Origin of the sequence: Defluviimonas salinarum (genome assembly GCF_026013545.1) — a bacterium.
Classification (GTDB): domain Bacteria; phylum Pseudomonadota; class Alphaproteobacteria; order Rhodobacterales; family Rhodobacteraceae; genus Albidovulum; species Albidovulum salinarum.
Genome location: NZ_JAPDOG010000037.1, coordinates 13,483 through 27,375 on the forward strand (window position 1 = coordinate 13,483; position 13,893 = coordinate 27,375).

General features: G+C 68.5%; 12 protein-coding genes. 9 read left to right on the plus strand and 3 right to left on the minus strand.

What is annotated here, in order from left to right; all coding sequences use genetic code 11:
• Nucleotides 1–41: 41 nt before the first annotated feature.
• On the minus strand, nt 42–356 hold the full coding sequence (locus OM960_RS22460; RefSeq protein WP_263340499.1) for a DUF1476 domain-containing protein: 315 nt from the start codon (nt 354–356) through the stop codon (nt 42–44).
• Between the two features lie 218 nt (nt 357–574).
• On the opposite strand from OM960_RS22460, the gene purC reads away from it, so the two are divergent.
• The 7 genes from purC to OM960_RS22495 all read left to right on the plus strand — a co-directional run bounded on the left by purC (nt 575) and on the right by OM960_RS22495 (nt 9,928).
• Nucleotides 575–1,336, plus strand: a complete 762-nt coding sequence (gene purC / locus OM960_RS22465) for a phosphoribosylaminoimidazolesuccinocarboxamide synthase (RefSeq protein ID WP_263340501.1) — start codon at nt 575–577, stop codon at nt 1,334–1,336.
• An 11-nt stretch (nt 1,337–1,347) separates the two neighbouring features.
• Nucleotides 1,348–1,587, plus strand: a complete 240-nt coding sequence (gene purS, locus OM960_RS22470; RefSeq protein ID WP_263340503.1) for a phosphoribosylformylglycinamidine synthase subunit PurS — start codon at nt 1,348–1,350, stop codon at nt 1,585–1,587.
• Nucleotides 1,587–2,630: a zinc-dependent alcohol dehydrogenase family protein gene (locus OM960_RS22475; protein WP_264773533.1), complete on the plus strand. Its 1,044-nt coding sequence runs from the start codon at nt 1,587–1,589 to the stop codon at nt 2,628–2,630. The genes purS and OM960_RS22475 overlap by 1 nt, the downstream gene beginning before the upstream one ends.
• 115 nt (nt 2,631–2,745) lie before the next feature.
• Nucleotides 2,746–3,414 carry a phosphoribosylformylglycinamidine synthase subunit PurQ gene (purQ, locus tag OM960_RS22480; protein ID WP_263340507.1) on the plus strand — a complete coding sequence of 223 codons (669 nt, stop codon included), beginning with the start codon at nt 2,746–2,748 and terminating at the stop codon, nt 3,412–3,414.
• 147 nt (nt 3,415–3,561) lie between these two features.
• On the plus strand, nt 3,562–5,286 hold the full coding sequence (locus OM960_RS22485; RefSeq protein WP_264773538.1) for a sensor histidine kinase: 1,725 nt from the start codon (nt 3,562–3,564) through the stop codon (nt 5,284–5,286).
• Between the two features lie 8 nt (nt 5,287–5,294).
• Entirely contained in the window at nt 5,295–6,626 is a 1,332-nt protein-coding gene (locus OM960_RS22490; protein WP_263340510.1) for a sigma-54-dependent transcriptional regulator, read from the plus strand.
• Nucleotides 6,627–7,099: 473 nt separating this feature from the next.
• Complete coding sequence (locus OM960_RS22495) at nt 7,100–9,928, plus strand: Rne/Rng family ribonuclease (RefSeq protein WP_264773534.1); 2,829 nt, start codon at nt 7,100–7,102, stop codon at nt 9,926–9,928.
• A 97-nt stretch (nt 9,929–10,025) separates the two neighbouring features.
• Here the strand turns inward: OM960_RS22495 and OM960_RS22500 are convergent, their stop codons facing one another.
• On the minus strand, nt 10,026–10,301 hold the full coding sequence (locus OM960_RS22500; protein ID WP_264773535.1) for a hypothetical protein: 276 nt from the start codon (nt 10,299–10,301) through the stop codon (nt 10,026–10,028).
• Nucleotides 10,302–10,510: 209 nt separating this feature from the next.
• On the opposite strand from OM960_RS22500, the gene OM960_RS22505 reads away from it, so the two are divergent.
• The gene (locus OM960_RS22505) at nt 10,511–11,263 is read left to right on the plus strand and encodes a cytochrome c biogenesis CcdA family protein (protein WP_264773536.1); all 753 of its coding nucleotides are present in this window, start codon (nt 10,511–10,513) and stop codon (nt 11,261–11,263) included.
• 13 nt (nt 11,264–11,276) lie between these two features.
• Here the strand turns inward: OM960_RS22505 and OM960_RS22510 are convergent, their stop codons facing one another.
• Nucleotides 11,277–13,337, minus strand: a complete 2,061-nt coding sequence (locus OM960_RS22510; protein ID WP_264773537.1) for a glycosyltransferase family 39 protein — start codon at nt 13,335–13,337, stop codon at nt 11,277–11,279.
• A gap of 447 nt (nt 13,338–13,784) precedes the next feature.
• On the opposite strand from OM960_RS22510, the gene OM960_RS22515 reads away from it, so the two are divergent.
• A partial coding sequence (locus tag OM960_RS22515) for a 3-keto-5-aminohexanoate cleavage protein (RefSeq protein ID WP_264773539.1) occupies nt 13,785–13,893 on the plus strand: 109 nt, incomplete at its 3' end.

Genomic DNA, 13,893 nt, shown 5'->3' on the forward strand with positions numbered 1-13,893 from the left:
TCGCGCAACGCGCGGGCGCGATACCGACCGGACCTCTGCGCTCAGGCCTCGCTGGCGATCTGGCGCTTGGCCTCGGCCATCAGCTCGATCATCTTGGCGCGGATCGTCGGCCCGTCGGCCTTGCCCTCGAGATCGGCATAGACCTTGCGGAACACGTCGTCGTCGCCGGCCTCCTCGACATCGGCAAGGACGACCTCCCTGGCATAGGCGTCGGCGGCCTCGCCGACCTTGCCAAGCAGCCCCGCCGCCCAGAGCCCGAGCAGCTTGTTGCGCCGCGCCTCGGCCTTGAATCTCATCTCCTCGTCATGGACGAACATCGCCTCGAAAGCCTGCTCGCGCTCGTCGAAAGTGGTCATGCGGATCCCCATCTGGAATTTGCGGTGCTTTATTATTCATATGCCCGCCGCGCTCGCGACGTGCAAGTGTCTGCAATACCGGCGGCCGCGCCGGAACCGGGACCGAAACGCCGGGCCCGCGCCGCCCGGTTCCGGCTTTGGCTTGCGGCACCGAACCTTCTGGCCTATAGCGGCGCGAGGAAAGGCCGGAGGCGCCCGGCCCGTCGAACGGAGCTTACATGGCACGTCGCAAGAAGATTTACGAAGGCAAGGCGAAGATCCTCTACGAAGGCCCGGAACCCGGGACCTTCATCCAGTATTTCAAGGACGACGCCACCGCCTTCAACGCGCAGAAGAAGGACGTGATCGAGGGCAAGGGGGTCCTGAACAACCGCCTCAGCGAGTTCTTCATGGCCGGGCTGACCAATATCGGCATCCCCAACCATTTCATCCGCCGCATCAACATGCGCGAGCAGCTGATCCGCCAGGTCGAGATCATCCCGCTCGAGGTGATCGTGCGCAACTTCGCCGCCGGCTCGCTCTCGAAGCGCCTCGGCATGGAGGAGGGCACCGCGCTGCCGCGCCCGATCGTCGAGTACAGCTACAAGAATGACGCGCTCGGCGACCCGATGGTGAGCGAGGAATACATCCTCGCCTTCAACTGGGCCAACCAGCAGGATCTCGACGACATCGTTTCGATCGCGCTCAGGGTGAACGACTTCCTCTCGGGCGTCTTCTACGGCGTCGGCATCAAGCTCATCGACTTCAAGATCGAGATCGGCCGGATCTGGGACGGCGACTTCATGCGCCTCATCGTCGCCGACGAGATCAGCCCCGACAGCTGCCGGCTCTGGGACATCAAGACCGGCCAGAAGCTCGACAAGGACGTGTTCCGCCGCGACCTCGGCAGCCTGACGGACGCCTACAGCGAGGTCGCGCGCCGCCTGGGCGTGCTGCCGACCCAGACCACGCATCTCACCAAACCGACGCTGATCAACTGAAAGGCCCCGCGATGAAAGCCCGTGTCCATGTCATGCTCAAGGATGGCGTCCTCGACCCGCAGGGCGAGGCGGTGCGCCACGCGCTCGGCACGCTCGGCTTTTCCGGGGTCGAGGCCGTGCGCCAGGGCAAGGTGATCGAGCTCGACCTCGCCGCGACCGACCGCGCCGCGGCCGAGGCCGAGGTCGCGCGGATGTGCGAGAAGCTCCTCGCCAACACCGTGATCGAGAAATACACCGTCGAGATCGGCTGATGCGCGCCGCGGTCCTGATCGGGTACCGCGCCCCCCTCGACCTAGCCGATGTCGCCGAGCCGGACTGCCCCGCCGACGGGGTGGTCCTCTCGGTCCTCGCCTGCGGCATCTGCCGCTCGGACTGGCACAGCTGGACCGGGGCGGACCCGGATGTGCGGCTCCCCCATATCCCCGGCCACGAATATTGCGGCGTGGTCGAGGAAACCGGCCCCCGCGTCACCCGCTGGACGCGCGGCGACCGCGTCATCGCCCCCTTCATCCTCGCCTGCGGCCAGTGCCCCGCCTGCGCCTCCGGCAACCAGACGACCTGCCCGACGCAAGTCATCCCCGGCTTCACCCATCCCGGCGCCTTTGCCGAACGCATTGCGGTGCCGCGCGCCGACCACAACCTGACGCGGCTCCCCGAGACGATGGAGCCCGCGCTCGCCGCGGCACTCGGCTGCCGCGTCACCACCGCCTGGCACGGACTCACGGGCCGCGCCGCCCTGCAGCCGGGCGAATGGCTCGCGGTCTTCGGCACCGGCGGCATCGGCCTCTCGGCGCTCCTCCTCGCGAAGGCCATCGGCGCCCGCGTGATCATGGTCGACGTCGTCGCGGAGAAACTCGCCCATGCCGCGGCGCAGGGCGCCGAGGCCACCGTCAATGCCGCGACCGAGGACGCGCCCGCGGCAATCCGCGAGATCACCGGCGGCGGCGCCGATGTCGCCGTCGAGGCGCTCGGGATCGCGGAAACGACCATCAGCGCGATGAAAAGCCTGCGAAAGCTCGGACGCATGGTGCAGATCGGCATGCCCGCCGGCACACACAGCCAGATGACCCTGCCGATGGACGTGCTCTATTCCGGCCAGCTCGCGCTCTTCGGCACCCGCGGCATGCCCGCGTGGCGCTATCCCAGCCTGCTGTCGCTCATCGACGCAGGCCGGGTCGACCTCACCCCGCTCATCGCCCGCCGCGTCGCGCTCTCCGCCGCCTCGGCCGAGCTCGCCGCCTTCGATCACCCGGCGCCGCCCGGCGTCGCCGTCATCACCGATTTCACCCGCTGAACCTTCTTCATTGCCGAAATACCCCGGGGTTTGGGGCAGCGCCCCAATCCGCCGCTGGAACCGGCGCGAAGATTGGGTTACAGCGCAGCCAACCCGACCAGCCCGAGGACCGCCCATGAAAGCCGCCGTCATCACCTTCCCCGGATCGAACTGCGACCGCGACCTCGCCGTCGCCTTCGAGCGCATCGGCGCCGAGGTCGTCCGGGTCTGGCACAAGGATGCCGAGCTGCCGAAGGGCATCGACATCGTCGGCATCCCCGGCGGCTTCTCCTTCGGCGACTACCTGCGCTGCGGCGCCATCGCCGCGCAATCGCCCGTCGCCGCCGCCGTGAAGGACTTCGCGGGCAAGGGCGGCTACGTCATCGGCATCTGCAACGGCTTCCAGATCCTCACCGAGACCGGCCTCCTGCCGGGCGCGCTCCTGCGCAATGCCGGGCTCAAGTACGTCTGCAAGGCGCTCGACCTCCGGGTCGAGACCGCCGACAGCGCCTTCACCTCGGGCTGGCACAAGGGCAGCCTCGTGCGGATCCCGATCGCCCATCACGACGGCAACTACACGATCGACGACGAGGGGCTGAAGCGGCTCAAGGACGAGGACCGCATCGCCTTCACCTATGCCGACAACCCGAACGGCGCCACCGCCGACATCGCGGGCGTCCTTTCCGCCAACCGCCGCGTCCTCGGCATGATGCCGCATCCCGAGCGGATGGCCGAGCCCGAGCATGGCGGCACCGACGGATCGGTGCTTTTCCGCTCCCTCGCCGCCACGATGGCGCTCGCCTGAGCGCGGCCGCTTGAGGCGCCCTCCCGCGAGGCTTAAACTGGCGCCATGTCCGACGAGGCGACACCGAAAGACGAGCGGGGGCACGCCGCAGATACCGGCAGCGCCTCCGCTGGCCTGCCGGTGGCCATTGAGCCGACGCCGGGCGGGATGATCCGCAACCCCTGGTTCCTGCGCCTGATCGTCATCGCCTTCATCGTCACCGCGGTCTCGGTGATCTGGAACACCAACGCCTTCCTCACCGACCGCTTCAGCGAGACCACCCGCAACCGCGCCGAGGTGCGCCTCGCGCTCTACACCGGCCATGTCCTGAGCGAACTGCAGCGCACCTCGGTGGTGCCGCTCCTCCTTGCCCGCGACCCGGCGCTGATCTCCTCGCTCAACTCCGGCGACTTCTCGGTGACCTCGCAGCGGCTCATCACCGCCCAGACCGAGATCGGCGCCGCCTCGATCCTGCTTCTCGACCTCTCCGGCCGCACCGTGGCCGCCACCGACCGCACCCGGCTCGGCTCAAGCCATGCAAGTGCCGCCTATTTCGTCGACGCCCAAAGGTCGAAGGACACCGTCTTCACGCTCTCCGAACGCGTCTCGGGCGGGTTCGAGTTCACCTATTCGCGCGCCGTCCTCTCCGACAACCGCGTCGTCGGCGTGATCGTGGTCGGCGCCGAGCTCGCCAAGTTCGAGCGGGTCTGGTCCGGCATCACCGATGCGGTCGCGGTGGTCGACAGCGAGAACCGGGTGATCCTCTCGACCGAGCCGCGCTGGCGCGGCCTCACGATCGGTCAGGCGCTCGCCGTGCGCTCCGCGCCCTCGGCTCTCGAACGCGCGTTCCAGCTCACCGCCGACTGGACCTACAACACGCCCGACGCCTATGTCCGCGGCGAGGCGGTGATGCGCAACGAGGCGCGGATCCCGTTCCGCGGCTGGAAGCTCATCAGCTTCACCACCTATGATTCGATCCGCGAGCAGGTGAACGCCGTTCTGGCACTCGAGATCATGGGCTTCGCGGTGCTCCTGGCGATGATCTTCTACTTCCTGTCGCGCCGGGCGCGGCTGCAGTCGGTGGTCGCACGGCGGGAGTCGGCGGAACTGCGCCTGCTCAACGCCCGCCTGCAGCGGGAAATCGCCGAGCGCGAGAAGGTCCAGAAGGACCTCGCCGTGGCCGAGCAGACCCTCGCGCAATCCTCGAAACTCGCCGCCCTGGGCGAGATGTCGGCGGCCGTCAGCCACGAGCTCAACCAGCCCCTCGCGGCAATGAAAACCTACCTCGCCGGCGCCCGCCTCCTCCTCCAGCGCAAGCGCGCCGAGGAGGCCCTGTCCTCGTTCCAGCGCATCGACGACCTCATCGAGCGGATGGGCGCGATCACCCGCCAGTTGAAGAGCTACGCGCGGAAGGGCGGCGAGGCGTTCGAGCCAGTAGACGTTCGCTCCTGCGTGTCCTCGGCGCTGTCGATGATGGAACCCACCCTGCGCACCCGCGCGGTCCGCATCAGCCGGGTCCTGCCGCGTGCGGCGGTGATGGTCATGGCCGACCGGGTGCGGCTCGAGCAGGTGATCATCAACCTGCTTCGCAACGCCCTCGACGCCACCAAGGAGGTGCCCGAGCCGCAGGTCGAGATCCTGCTCACCTCGGGCGAGATCGCGACGCTCGCGGTGCGCGACAACGGCCACGGCATCGCCGATCTCGATAACCTCTTCGAGCCGTTCTACACCACCAAGAAGCCCGGCGAGGGCGTCGGGCTCGGCCTTGCCATTTCCTCCGGGATCGTCAAGGACCTCGGAGGACGTCTTACAGCGCGAAATGCGCCGGGCGGGGGGGCTGTATTCGAAGTCAAGCTCCCCATATTGTCGGAGAAGACGCAAGCGGCTGAGTGAGGTGAGCGATGGCGCGGGCTATGAAAGTTGCGATCGTCGATGACGAACAGGACATGCGGCAGTCGATCAGCCAGTGGCTGGCGCTGTCGGGCTTCGATACCGAGACCTTTGCCAGCGCCGAGGACGCGCTGAAGGTGATCGGCCCCGACTATCCGGGCGTCGTGGTCTCCGACATCAAGATGCCGGGCATGGACGGCATGGCCTTCCTCAAGCGGCTGATGAGCATCGACTCCGGCCTGCCGGTGATCATGATCACCGGCCACGGCGACGTGCCGATGGCGGTGGAGGCGATGCGGGTCGGCGCCTACGACTTCCTCGAGAAGCCCTTCAACCCCGACCGCATGACCGAGCTTGCCAAGCGCGCCAGCCAGACCCGGCGGATGACCCTCGACAACCGCGCGCTCAGGAAGGAGCTCTCCGACGGCACGACGATCATGAAGAAGCTGATCGGCAACTCGCCGGCGATGGAGCGTCTGCGCGAGGACATCCTCGACCTCGGCCAGGCCGACGGCCATGTGCTGATCGACGGCGAGACCGGCACCGGCAAGACGCTGGTGGCGCATGCGCTCCACGCCGTCGGCCCCCGCGCCGGCAAGAAATTCGTCGTGCTCTCCTGCGCGGCCTTCTCGGAGGAGTTGCTCGCCACCCGGCTCTTCGGCCCGATCGAGGAGGGCGGCCAGATCCCGCTCGTCGAGGAGGCGCGCGGCGGCACGCTGGTGCTCGAGGACATCGAGGCCCTGAGCCACCCGCTGCAGGCCCGGCTCCTGACCTTCATCAACGACCAGGGCACCCCGGCCGAGACCCGGATCATCGGCATCTGCAACGACCACGAGCAGGGCCGCACCGTCGAGGATGCGCTCCGCCCCGACCTCTACTACCGGCTCGCGGCCCTGAAGATCATGCTGCCGCCCCTGCGCTCGCGCGGCGAGGACATCCTCACGCTCTTCACCCGCCTCGCCGAGCAGTTCTCCGAGGAATATGGCTGCGAGGCGCCGCAGGTTACGGCACAGGAGGCCGCACAGCTCCTGCAGGCGCCCTGGCCGGGCAATGTGCGCCAGCTCATCAACGTGGCCGAGCGCGCGGTTCTGCAGAACCGCCGCGGCTCGGGCTCGATCGCCTCGCTTCTGATGGCCGAGAACGAGGAGGCGGGGCCGGCGATCACCACCGAGGGCAAGCCCTTGAAGGATTACGTCGAGAGCTTCGAGAAGATGCTGATCGACAACACGATGCGCCGCCACAAGGGCTCGATCACCGCGGTGATGGAGGAGCTCTGCCTGCCGCGGCGGACCCTCAACGAGAAGATGGCGAAATACTCGCTGCAGCGCGCCGACTATCTCTGAACGCACCCGCCGGAGGCGCGGTCTCCGGCAATCGTCCTGCGCGGGGCAGGGCGCGACGGCGCGCGTCCTCGGCCGCGCCGGGGGCGAAATTCGCCATTGTGTTCGACCGGACTTCGCCGCTAATGTCGGCCAATGCCGGGACCGGTCGTTCGCGACCCGGTCCGGCCCATCAGATTCACTGGCGATCCGCGCGCTTTGGCACTCATGCCGCAAGCGCGGGACCGGCAGGCCGATAGGCCGCAAGGCCGCACATTCGCCCCGCAGCCCCGACAGGGCCGGGGCCCGAGTTGGACGCCGCAAGGCGTCCGGGACAGAACCGCGATGAAACGCGTGAGGTCAGAGCAGCAGAACCCGGGCAGGCCGTCGGCCGCCCCCGCATCTGTTCTCACGCCGTCACTCGCCCAAGCAATTGAACGCGGCTTGCGCGCCGGCCCCCGGGGGGGGCGGCCGCCAACCGCGTTCGGAAAGATTTCATGGCCAAGAAAATGCTCATCGATGCCACCCACGCGGAAGAGACCCGCGTCGTGGTGGTCGACGGAAACAAGGTCGAGGAGTTCGACTTCGAGACCGTCAACAAGCGCCAGCTCGCCGGCAACATCTATCTAGCCAAGGTCACGCGGGTCGAACCCTCGCTGCAGGCGGCCTTCGTCGATTACGGCGGCAACCGCCACGGCTTCCTGGCGTTCTCGGAGATCCATCCCGACTACTACCAGATCCCGGTCGCCGACCGGCAGGCGCTCCTCGAGGAGGAGCGCGCCTATGCCGAGGCGCTTGATGCCGAGGAGAACACCCGCTCGCGCCGCCGCGGCAAGCCCCGCGCCGAGAAGAGCCGGCAGGACGATGCCGTCGTGACCAGCGACGAGATCCCCGGCATGACGGTCGTCGACCTCGGCGAGGATGACGAGGCCGAGAACGACGACCGGGCCGAAGCCGCGGTCGACGTCGAGACCGCTGCCGCGACGGACGAGGCCACCGACGCCCCTGCCGAGGAGCCGGTGGAGGAACCCTCCGCCGAAGCCCCGCGCGAGGAGCCCTATGTCGCCGCCGACCACGCCTCCGAGACCGACGACGAGATCGAGTCGGTCGCCGACGAGGACGTGACCGAGGAGATCCGCCAGCCGCGCAAGCCCCGGCCGCGCCGCTACAAGATCCAGGAAGTGGTCAAGGTCCGGCAGATCATGCTGGTCCAGGTCGTCAAGGAGGAGCGCGGCAACAAGGGTGCGGCGCTCACCACCTATCTCTCGCTTGCCGGCCGGTACTGCGTCCTGATGCCGAACACCGCCCGCGGCGGCGGCATCTCCCGCAAGATCACCAATGCCGCGGACCGCAAGAAGCTGAAGGAGATCGCGGGCGAGATGGAGGTGCCGGAAGGCGCGGGCCTGATCATCCGCACCGCCGGCAGCCAGCGCACCAAGGCCGAGATCAAGCGCGACTACGAATACCTGATGCGGCTCTGGGAGCAGATCCGCGAGCTCACGCTCAAGTCGATCGCCCCGGCGCCGATCTACGAGGAAGGCGACCTCATCAAGCGCACGATCCGCGACCTCTACAACAAGGACATCGACGAGGTGCTCGTCGAGGGCGCCGAGGGCTACCGCGCGGCCAAGGACTTCATGAAGATGATCATGCCGTCCCACGCCAAGAACGTGAAGCACTACCACGAAGGCCTGCCGCTCTTCGCCCGCTATCAGGTCGAAAGCTACCTCGCGGCGATGTTCAACCCGACGGTGCAGCTCAAGTCGGGCGGCTACATCGTCATCGGCGTGACCGAGGCGCTCGTCGCCATCGACGTCAACTCGGGCCGGGCGACCAAGGAAGGCTCGATCGAGGAGACCGCGCTCAAGACCAACCTTGAGGCGGCCGAGGAAGTCGCGCGCCAGCTGCGTCTGCGCGACCTCGCCGGTCTCATCGTCATCGACTTCATCGACATGGAGGAGCGGCGCAACAACGCCGCCGTCGAGAAGCGCCTGAAGGAAAAGCTCAAGACCGACCGCGCCCGCATCCAGGTCGGCCGCATCTCCGGCTTCGGGCTTCTGGAGATGAGCCGCCAGCGGCTCCGTCCGGGCATGCTCGAAGCCACGACCGCGCCCTGCCACCATTGCCACGGCACCGGCATCATCCGCTCCGATGACAGCCTCGCGCTGCAGATCCTGCGCCAGCTCGAGGAGGAGGGGACGCGCAAGCGCTCTAAGGAAGTGCTCCTGAAGGCCCCGGTCGCGGTGGTGAACTTCCTCATCAACCAGAAGCGCGAGCATCTGGCCCAGATCGAGGCGCGCTACGGCATGGCGATCCGGATCGAGGCCGACCCGGCGATGGTCAGCCCCGATTTCTCGATCGAGAAGTTCAAGACCGCGACCCGCTTCGTGCCCGAACCGACGACCCCGGTCGTCTCGGTCGACGCGCTGCGGATGGCAGACCTCGAAGAGGAAGACGAGGAGATCGTCGAGGAAGCGGACGAGGCCGACGAGGTCGAGGAAACTTCCGAGGTCGCGGCCGAAGCGGCGCCTGCCGCCGGGGCCGAGGGCGAGCCCTCGCGCAAGAAGAAGCGCCGCCGGCGGCGGCGGCGGAAGGGTGGCAACGGCGAGGCCACGGCCGCGCCCGAGACCGGCGCCGAGGCGGAGGCGGAAGCCGACGAGACCGCGGCGGAGGACGCCGTGGAGGCTGCGGAGGCCGAGCCGGCCACCGAGGAACCGGCCAAGAAGCCCAAGGCCCGCCGTGGTCGCGGCAAGGCGAAGGCGGCCGAGGAGGCCGCTCCGGCATCTGAAGCCGCTTCCGCCGAGGCTGCCGAGACCGCCGAAGCGTCTGCTCCCGAGACCGAGGCCGTCGCCGAGGTTGTGGCCGAGGCACCGGCGGAGAAGCCCAAGCCGCGTCGCTCGCGTGCCAAGGCGAAACCGGCCGAGACCGAGGCCGAGGCGGGTGCCGAGGAAGGCGCCAAGGCCGCCCCTGCGAAGACCCGCAAGCCCCGTGCCCGCAAGCCGGCCGCCGCGCCCGTCGCAGCCACGCCCGAGGCGGATGCGGAGGCGGCCGTGGCCGCTCCGGCCGACGCTGCACCGGCCGAGAAAGCACTGGCCGTGGACGCGATGCCCGAGGAAGCACCGGCCGCCGCGCCCGTCGTAGCCGAGCCCGAAGTCGCGCAGCAGCCCGAACCCGTGGCCGCGTCCCAGCCGGTCCCGGCGCCGAGCCCCGCGGCCGCCGAACCCCAAGCGCCGATCCAGCCCGACCCGCAAATGGCCGAGGCGAGCGCCGCGGAGGACGACGACAGCAAGCCCAAGCGCCGCGGCTGGTGGTCGCTCGGCCGCTGAGCGGACGACAATGGAAGCCGGGTCCATCGACCCGGCTTCTTCATTTCTGACAGAGCCATCCTTGCGCGGGCCCTTGATCGCCCGCCGGCGCGATCGCCTACTTGAATACCACCTCCAACTCGTCTTCGAACCAGGTCTTCAGCCCGACCATCGGCTGCTCTCCGGCCTCGGAAAAGGCGAAGACGTGAAAGGCGTCGTTGTGCATGGTCACGCGGCAGAAGCGGCCTTCTCCGGCGAGCGCCGCCGGACACTCGGCCAGGTTCACATGCCCCACCGCGGTCTCGAACATCTCGTAGGTGAACTGCGCGGAATCCTGCGCCGCTGCCGCCGTCCCGAATAGCGCGGCGGCACAAGCCACTGCCAGTTTGTTCATGAGACCCTCCTCCCTTTACCTCCATGCCTCATTCATGGACCAGATCATCTTCGCATGGCGCGCCGCGCGGCCTTTTGACGACGATCAGACCCGGTGCCGGGCCGGGACAGCCTGCGGCGCGGTACACCGTGCGCCCTCCACAACCTTGTGAGAGCCCGTGACGCAATGGCCCCGTGACGGCGCCCGAAGCTTGCGATAAGGCTGGGACCATGTTGGAAACCGGCATCATGGACGCGGGCTTCGTGCTCGCCGCGCTGATCGCGCTCTTCGCGGGGGTTCTCTCGTTCCTGAGCCCCTGCGTGCTACCGATCGTGCCGCCCTATCTCGCCTACATCGGCGGAATCACCATGAGCGAGATGAGCCACGACGAGGCGCGGCGGCGGCCGATGCTCGTCGCGGCGGCGTTCTTCGTGCTCGGGCTCTCGACGGTATTCCTGTTCCTCGGCTTCACCGCCTCGGCCTTCGGCCAGTTTTTCCTGCAGAACCAGGACGGATTCGCCATGCTCGCGGGCGCGGTGGTGATGGTCTTCGGCGCGCATTTCCTCGGCATCTTCCGGATCCCGTTCCTCGACCGCGAGGCGCGGTTCTCGGGCGGCGACCGCGGCGGCTCGTCCTTCGGCGCCTATGTGCTCGGCCTCGCCTTCGCCTTCGGCTGGACCCCCTGCATCGGCCCGCAGCTCGGCATGATCCTTGCGCTCGCCGCCCAGGACGGTTCGATGCTGCGCGGCACCGGGCTCCTCGCCGTCTACGCGATCGGGCTCGGCATCCCGTTCCTGCTCGTCGCCGCCTTCTTTCCCCGCCTCCGGGGCACCATGGCCTTCCTCAAGCGCAACATGGACCGGATCGAGCGGATCATGGGCCTTCTCCTCTGGACCATCGGCCTTCTCATGCTGACCGGCGGCTTCAGCCAGTTCTCCTACTGGCTGCTTGAGACCTTCCCCTCGCTGGCGCTCCTCGGCTGACCCGCCCGGCCGGTCACTCGGCCACGAACCGCACCACCTTGCGCCCCGGAAACGCCGCTACGAGCGCCTCGGTGTCGAGATCGCCGGTATCTTGCAGGAAGACTGGCGCCGACCCGTCAAGCCAGGGATCGTTGAGAAACAAAGCCGACCCGGCCTGATGGCCCCCGGCGACGATCACCACCTGACCGTCGAAGAGACCCGTCGCCGCGAGGTCGCGCAGCTGCGGATCGTACCCGCCATAGCGATGGTATTTCTCGACCCCGCGCCAGGGCGTGAACACCGCAAGGCCGAAGATGCAGCACAGGCCGAGGATCGAGTCGATGCGGACCAAGCCTTCCTCGTTCCGGCCCGGAAACCGGGTCCTGAGTGCTTCGTAGCCGCGCGCCGAGAGATAGAGCAGCGGAAAGGACGCGAGGAACCAGTAGCGCGGGCCAAGGTAGTAGCTGTCGGCAAACCAGTAGAGCGCCAGCGCCGCGACGACCCCGATGACGACCGCGATCATCGCCGCGTCGAACTGGCGCAGGGGCCGCTGCCAGAGCAGGAAGGCAATGACGAGCGACAGCGATCCGATAGACCAGCCGAGCATGTCGAACTGCAGGCTCGCCGCCATCGTGAGCACGTTGACCGCGGCCTCCGTCGGCGAATGGCCGGGCCAGAGGTCGATCACCTCCCGGCCGCCCGGCGCCCCGATATCGGCGCCGAACCCGTAGGCATCCGCACCCGGCGCCCAGTGCCGGTCGATATAGGCGCCGAACGGTGTCGTCAGCGCCGATCCGGTGAGCGCGGCGTTGTAGGCGAGAAGCAGTCCCACCACGACGAGAAGGCCCGCCCCGAAAGCCATCACGCGCCGCGCCGACCCGCCCGGCCCGGCGAGGACCCAAAGCCCGGTCGCCGCCCCGATCACCATCCCGTCGAGCGGTCGCGTCGCCACGATCCAGCCGATCGCGAGGCCCGCGACCGCGAGCCGCCGGAGGCCGGTCCGGTCCGACCCGCCGCGCAGCACCATCCACCAGGCGAAGAGCATCAGCGCCAGCGTCAGCGTATGCGGCATCAGCGTTCCCGCCGCCGCCAGCAGCCAGGGCGAGGACGCCATCATCGCCGCCACGAGATCGGCCTGCTCCTGCCCCACCTTGCGCCGGGCGATGTCATAGGCAAGGAGCACCGAGATCCCGGCGAGGATCGGGTTGACGAGCCAGGGCAACCCGCTCACCAGCCCGAGCGCCAGCGCCGCCGGCCAGCCCGGCATCGCGGCGGCATACCAGCGCCCGTCGCTAATCTCGAAGAGATGGGCCTCCAGCCCCGCCTGTGCCGCCTCGGGAGGGGCCGGCGCGGTCAGCGCGCCGCCGGCCAGGGTGCGCGCCTGGAAGATATAGGCGACCTCGTCCTCGTCATGGGGGATGTGCTCGAAGGCGAACTGCGCGAGAAGCAGGCTCGCGAGAACCGCGAAGGTCGCGGGCACGATCGGCGAGACGCGGTGGACGCCGCGGATCGGGCTGCGGACCTGGCTCATCGCGATCAGCACCGCGAGATGCAGCACCGTCAGCGCGCCCGTCACCGCGACATGGGCGAGATAGGCGCCGTAGGCCCCGCGCCAGACATAGATCAGGAGCGGAACGCCGAGCATGAAGCTCGCCGCGAAATAGACCGCGATCCGTGCCGTGCCGAGCCGCCGCCGGGCTTCCGCCAGGACCCACCCCTGCCGGGCCCGGCGGAGCGCCCGGAGCGCGACCGCTGCCTCAAGTGCGATCACCGCGACCATCAGCCATTCGCGGCCGTTCTGCGGCTTCAAATGCAGCGTCGGGAACCACAGCGCCTCGGTCATGTAGAGCTGCGCCCCGCTGCCGGTCAGGAAGACGAAGGCCAGCACGCCGAACCGCGTTGCTCCGCAGCGCATCGCGTAGCCGAGCGCCGCGAGTGCCAGCGCCAGCACCGAGAGTGCCCAGCGGTCAATCGGGTCGAGCGCGATCCCGGCCAGCGGCGAGGGCAGGGCGAGCGCCGCCCAGAGCAGCGCCGCCGCGCCGGCCAGCGCCGCGAGGCCGGCCCGAAGGTTTGGCTCGACCGGCATCGCCTTCATGGCCCGGATACCGCGAGTTGGCCGCGCATGCGGATCGCGCGCGCCGCGGGACGCCGGGGTTCCGCGCATTCGGTCTCGTCGATACAGGGCGATGCGACGGTGACTATCCGCATGTGACTTAATCTTTCGTGCCGCGTCCAAAGCATAAATGAACCGGCCCGCGCACAGTTCCCGAGGAGCGGCGCCGAGCCCCCTCACAGTAGCTCAACTTCGATGAGGCACTCCGGATTTCCATGCCGGGCCGGAGCTTTGTATCCGAAGGAATGGAAATGATCCTGCAAAGACGTCATTGTGGGTGGATCGCGAACAGCGACGCGGTGGGTTCGGCGCTGTGTCTGACCGTCGATGTGTCGCCAAGTGATTTCGTAACGGGATAATTCATTTTCGCTATTCGTAAATTGATCACCGAAGGCGCGGCTATAGTCGCTGCAATCAGGGAGGATTCCGATGCCGCTTTCCATGAACCGCGACGTTTTCATCACCTGTGCCGTGACCGGATCGGGCGGCACCCAGGACCGCAGCCCGCATGTGCCGCGCTCGCCCGCCGAGATCGCGA

Bases quoted from the DNA above. Each gene is read 5' to 3' on its own strand.
- OM960_RS22460 (WP_263340499.1), bottom strand. From the start codon at position 356: ATGACCACTTTCGACGAGCGCGAGCAGGCTTTCGAGGCGATGTTCGTC.
- purC (WP_263340501.1), top strand. From the start codon at position 575: ATGGCACGTCGCAAGAAGATTTACGAAGGCAAGGCGAAGATCCTCTAC.
- purS (WP_263340503.1), top strand. From the start codon at position 1,348: ATGAAAGCCCGTGTCCATGTCATGCTCAAGGATGGCGTCCTCGACCCG.
- OM960_RS22475 (WP_264773533.1), top strand. From the start codon at position 1,587: ATGCGCGCCGCGGTCCTGATCGGGTACCGCGCCCCCCTCGACCTAGCC.
- purQ (WP_263340507.1), top strand. From the start codon at position 2,746: ATGAAAGCCGCCGTCATCACCTTCCCCGGATCGAACTGCGACCGCGAC.
- OM960_RS22485 (WP_264773538.1), top strand. From the start codon at position 3,562: ATGATCCGCAACCCCTGGTTCCTGCGCCTGATCGTCATCGCCTTCATC.
- OM960_RS22490 (WP_263340510.1), top strand. From the start codon at position 5,295: ATGGCGCGGGCTATGAAAGTTGCGATCGTCGATGACGAACAGGACATG.
- OM960_RS22495 (WP_264773534.1), top strand. From the start codon at position 7,100: ATGGCCAAGAAAATGCTCATCGATGCCACCCACGCGGAAGAGACCCGC.
- OM960_RS22500 (WP_264773535.1), bottom strand. From the start codon at position 10,301: ATGAACAAACTGGCAGTGGCTTGTGCCGCCGCGCTATTCGGGACGGCG.
- OM960_RS22505 (WP_264773536.1), top strand. From the start codon at position 10,511: ATGTTGGAAACCGGCATCATGGACGCGGGCTTCGTGCTCGCCGCGCTG.
- OM960_RS22510 (WP_264773537.1), bottom strand. From the start codon at position 13,337: ATGAAGGCGATGCCGGTCGAGCCAAACCTTCGGGCCGGCCTCGCGGCG.